At 72.8% G+C, this 4769-nt stretch carries 2 protein-coding genes and 1 pseudogene; 1 reads left to right on the forward strand and 2 read right to left on the reverse strand.

Annotation, left to right across the window (positions count from 1 at the left end):
• Together ACGF12_RS37835 and ACGF12_RS37840 are read right to left on the reverse strand one after the other, a co-directional pair.
• Positions 1-70 (reverse strand): annotated as a pseudogene (locus tag ACGF12_RS37835) (roadblock/LC7 domain-containing protein); the annotation flags it as partial.
• 10 nt (positions 71-80) lie between these two features.
• Positions 81-3815, reverse strand: coding sequence for a nitrate- and nitrite sensing domain-containing protein (locus ACGF12_RS37840; protein WP_393040973.1), 3735 nt, complete (start codon positions 3813-3815; stop codon positions 81-83).
• 639 nt (positions 3816-4454) lie between these two features.
• On the opposite strand from ACGF12_RS37840, the gene ACGF12_RS37845 reads away from it, so the two are divergent.
• A complete protein-coding gene (locus ACGF12_RS37845; RefSeq protein WP_393040976.1) occupies positions 4455-4673 on the forward strand; it encodes a hypothetical protein in 219 nt (72 codons plus the stop codon).
• The last annotated feature ends 96 nt before the right edge of the window (positions 4674-4769 follow it).

A 4769-nucleotide genomic window follows, 5' to 3' on the forward strand; every position in this document is an offset into this window, starting at 1 on the left:
GGGACACCCCGGGGGTGTTGTCCACGAAATTGGTGATCAGCCAGTTCAGGTTCTGTGCGGCCTGGCTCATCTGAGTCAACTCAACGCTCCTGGTGATCTGCGCCGTTGCCGTCGCTCCGGCCACCGAAACTATCGAATCCGGGCTGCTGGGCACCATGCTGGAAGCCCGCCTGGTTGGCGGCCTGCTCGGCCCCGGCCCGGCGGCCCTGCTGGATGCCGCGGCGCAGGTTGGTCAGTCGGCCGCGGACCTCCTCGGGGGCCCGGGAGACCTGCGGACCGGTCAGCGGCGAGGCCTCGGCGGTGCCGGAGACCAGGTTGGCCTGCGGGGTCCGGCGGGGGAGGCCGGACATCGTGACACCGCTGGTCGAGGGCTCGCGGACCTGCTCGGCCCGGCGCCAGCGCTCGTCGTTCGCGGACGGGCGCCAGGGCGCGTCGCCGCTGCCCGGCTGCGGGGCCTGCGGCTGCTGAGGGGCCTGTGCCTGCTTGGGCTGGGCCTGCGGCTGCGGCTGCTGCTGCGGGGCCTGGACCTGGGGGGCCCGGGCCTGCTGCGGTGCCTGCTGCGGCGCCTGCGACTGGAGGTCCGGCGCGGAGGTGCCGGGCCGACGCGGCTGGTACGGGCGCGGCCGGGCCTGCTGCGGGGACTGCGGCTGGGCCTCGCCCTGCTGCGGGTACCAGGGCTGCTCGCCGGTCGCCTCGGACGGGCCGGTCGGCAGTGCCATCGGCTCCTGCCGCTGACGCTGCTGCTGCGGGGCCGGGGCCTGCTCCGGACGCGGCTGGGGCTGCGGCTGGGCCGGGTTCGGCACGTTCGGCAGCACCGGCTCCACCAGGCCGAGGCCCAGCGGGTCGCGCGGGTCGATCTGGCTGGCCTCGAAGCGCGGCCGGGCGAACTGCTGGGTGCTCTCCACCGGCGACGGCTCGGCCGACGGCAGCGGCTGGGCCGGCTGCTGCGGGGGCAGCTGCGGCTGGCGGTCGCGGCGCGGCGCGTCCGGGCCGGGGCGCTGCGGACGGCGCTGGCCCTGCTGGCCCTGCGGACCCTGGGGGCCCTGCTGACCGGGGGCACCGGGGCCCTGACGGCCCGGGGCCCGCTGCGGCAGGCCGTCCTGCGGACGGTTGCCCGGACGGGCGCCCTGCTGCGGCGCACCCGGACCGCCCGGGCGGCCGTGCTGCGGCTGCTCGCCGGTCCGCGGCGCCGGAGCGCCGTCGAGCTCGCCACCGGCGTTCGGACGTTCCTGGCCGGGGCGGCCCTGGCCGCGGCGGGGCAGACCGTTCAGGCCGTTCTTCGGCGGGCCCTGGCGGCCCGGGGCCCGCTGCGGCAGACCGCCCTGCGGCGACTGCTGCGGCTGGCCCTGACTCTGCCGGCCGGCGGCCTGCTGCGGGGCCTGACCCTGCTTGCCCTGGGGCTGCTGACCGGGGGCCTGCTTGCCCTGCTGGGCGGGGGGCGGGTTGTCGCGCAGCGACCGGCCGACCTGACGGGTCGGAAGCCCGCCGGGGCGGCCACCGGGCGCACCCGGGCCGGTCGGCGCAGCGGGAGCGGTCGGCGCGGCAGGAGGGGTCGGCGCGGCCGGAGCCGCCGGACCCTGGCCGAGCTGCGGACGGCCGCCCTGCGGGGCGCCGCCCGTCGGGCCCTGGCCGAGCGCGGCCGGGCCGCCCTGGCGGCCGGACTGGACCTGACGCTGCTGGCGCGGCGTCGGGGCGACCCCGCGCTGCTGCTTGCCCTGGCCGGGGCCGGGGCGGTCGGGGCCGCGGCGCTCGGCGGAGTTGGTGACGTCCACCGGGAGCATGACCAGTGCGGTGGTGCCGCCGGAGTCGCTCGGGCGCAGCTGGATCCGGATGCCGTGTCGCAGGGACAGGCGGCCGACCACGAAGAGGCCCATGCGGCGGGAGACGGAGACGTCCACCGTCGGCGGGTTGGCGAGGCGCTCGTTGATCTCCGCGAGGTCGTCCGGGCTCAGGCCGATGCCGGTGTCGTGGATCTCGACCAGCACCCGGCCGTCCGGCAGCGCGTGGCCGGTGACCCGGACGCGGGTCTGCGGGCTGGAGAACGAGGTGGCGTTCTCCAGCAGCTCGGCGAGCAGGTGGACGAGGTCGTTGACGACGCGGCCGGCGACCTCGGCCGACGGGACGGCGGCGAGCTCGATGCGCTCGTACTGCTCCACCTCGGAGGCGGCGGCACGGAGCACGTCGACGAGCGGAACGGGCCTGGTCCAGCGGCGACCCGGGTCCTCACCGGCGAGGACGAGGAGGTTTTCACCGTTGCGGCGCATGCGGGTCGCGAGGTGGTCCAGCTTGAACAGGTTGGCCAGCTGGTCCGGGTCGGCCTCGCGGCTCTCCAGCTCGGAGATCAGCGACAGCTGGCGCTGGATGAGGCCCTGGCTGCGGCGCGAGAGGTTGGTGAACATCGCGTTGATGTTGCCGCGGAGGAGGGCCTGCTCGGCGGCGAGGCGGACGGCCTCGCTGTGCACCATGTCGAAGGCGTGCGCCACGTGGCCGATCTCGTCGGTCGAGTCGACGGCGACCGGTTCGACCGTGGTGTCGACGTCGTGCGGGTCGCTCTCGGAGAGGGTCTTGACCAGCTCGGGCAGACGGCGCTCGGCGACGTCCTCGGCCGCGGCCTGCAGGCGGGTCAGCGAGCGCACCATCGAGCGGGCGATCAGACCGGCGCCACCCAGGGCGACGAGCAGGGTCAGGGCGACGGCGGCACCGATGATCAGGGCCTCGGTGTCGGCCTGGGACTGCAGGTCCTGGGCCTTTCCGTCGAGGTCCTCGATCAGCTTGGACTCGATCCGGCGCTCGGCGGTGATCTTGGCGCTGGCCTTCTCGTACCAGTCCTTGTACGAGACCGGCTCGGTCTGGTGGATACCGCTGGGCTGGAGGATCGAGCGCGAGTAGCGGTCGGCCTCGGCGACCACGTTGTTGTAGCTCAGCTGTCCGCGCAGGTTGTCCAGGTCGTGCGCGGTGTAGATGTTGTTGAAACTCGTCAGCGAGTTGTCGTACGAGGTGCGCAGGCGGATGCCGAAGGACTCGTCACTGGGGCTGAGGTCGGGACCCTTGGGGTTGGCGAGACCGGCGCTGATCAGCGCGCGCTGCTGCGAGGTGGCGTCCTTGGCCAGCGAGAACTGCTGCAGGGCGCGGGTGGCGACGAGCAGGTCCTTGTTGTTCGAGGCGAGCGCGATGTCCTGGGTGATGGACAGCAGGTCGCGGATGATCACGTCGTAGGCGGTGATCGTCGCCTGGATGTTCTGGTTGTTCTGGTACGGCGTGTTCCGCGCGTCCGCGATCGAGTTCAGGTCCTTGCGGATCTGGAACAGCAGCGCCTTGCCGCCGGAGAGGTCGAGGTTCTCGAACTTGTCCGAGGAGGTGGTGAAGGTGCGGCTGAGGTCGTCGGTCGACTTGCGGGCCGTGGCGATCTCGTCGTCGAGCGGGTCGTTCGGACGGTTGGTGATGTAGCCGGCGCTGAGGTCGCGCTCGGTCTGCAGGGCGTCCGCGAGGTTGGTCGCCTTCTTGGCCAGGTCGGACAGGTTGGCCATCTGGGCGAGTTGCTGCGAGTTCTGCATCGAGGTCTGGATGCGCAGGCCACCGAGGACCAGCGAGACCAGGATCGGGAGCGCGAGCAGGGCGATCAGGCGGGTGCGGATGCGCCAGTTGCGCATCGCGAGCCGGCTCAGACCAGTGGCGCGTCGCCTGGTCAGGGTGGTTCGGAGTTTGTCCCGGGTGGACTTGCGGTCCTGGCCGTCCTCCTCCGGACGGCCGGGGGACTCGGGCGTCACCGGGTCGGCCGGGCCGCCGGGGGCCGCCGCCTGTTGAGGGGCTGCCACAGGCTCGCGCGACTCCGGGTTGCCCGCGGCGCCGCTACCCCTTTTGAAACGTCCCTGCACTGGCGTCGCAACCTCTGGACCGGGCGTCCCGCCGCGTCGCCACGGCCTGGACGGTGTCGAGTTTCCATCCGCACCCCGGCCGGTCCGGGAGAGCGGGTCGCCGGGGTGGACTGCTCCCTACCCACGGTCCGTGGCATTCCAGCACAGCCGGGGAATCCCAACAAGGGCCGCCGGAACCAGGCGCCCGGTACTACCGACCGCATGCGTCTTTTCACTGACTGTGCGGTAACCGGACCGGAATACCGCCTTTTTCGGACACTCGCCGGATACATGCCAACCAGGCCGTAGATCGAAAAGAGTCGCAGACCTGCCGGAATGCCCGTTATGGGTGGATTGCCGGGAAATTCCGTTGCGGCGATATGTCGGATATCTGCGATTTGCTGATCAATTTGTGAGCAAAATCACAGACTAATGTGTAGCTTTGGTCACGGTCTCTGTGGAATGAGATCTCGTAACCTGGCTGTCTCCTGGGCACGGCCCCGATCAGCCTGCCCAGAACCCCTCCGAATCAATCGGAACCACTCAGGCCGGTGCCGATCCCGCGCGGATCCGCCCGGCCACGACCACGAGGTGCTCTCGATGTCCCTGGCGAAGAAGGCCACCAAGTCCACGCTGTCCTGCCGCTCCACGGCGAACCCGCGCCGGACCACGCTGGCCTCGGTCGAGGACTTCAGCAAGATCCCGGGCGCCCGCCAGCCCGAGGACGTCGTCATGTACGGCACCGAGCTGCCGGCCAGCACGGCCAACCCGCGCCGCACCCAGCTGATGGTCGCCCCCGTGGCCGTCCTCCAGGACTGACCCCGACCGACGCTCCACCGAGGGCGGGGGGGGGGGGGGGGGGGGGGGGGGGGGGGGGGGGGGGGGGGGGGGGGGGGGGGGGGGGGCGGGGGGGGC

It is taken from the genome of Kitasatospora sp. NPDC048296 (assembly GCF_043201815.1).
GTDB lineage: Bacteria > Actinomycetota > Actinomycetes > Streptomycetales > Streptomycetaceae > Kitasatospora.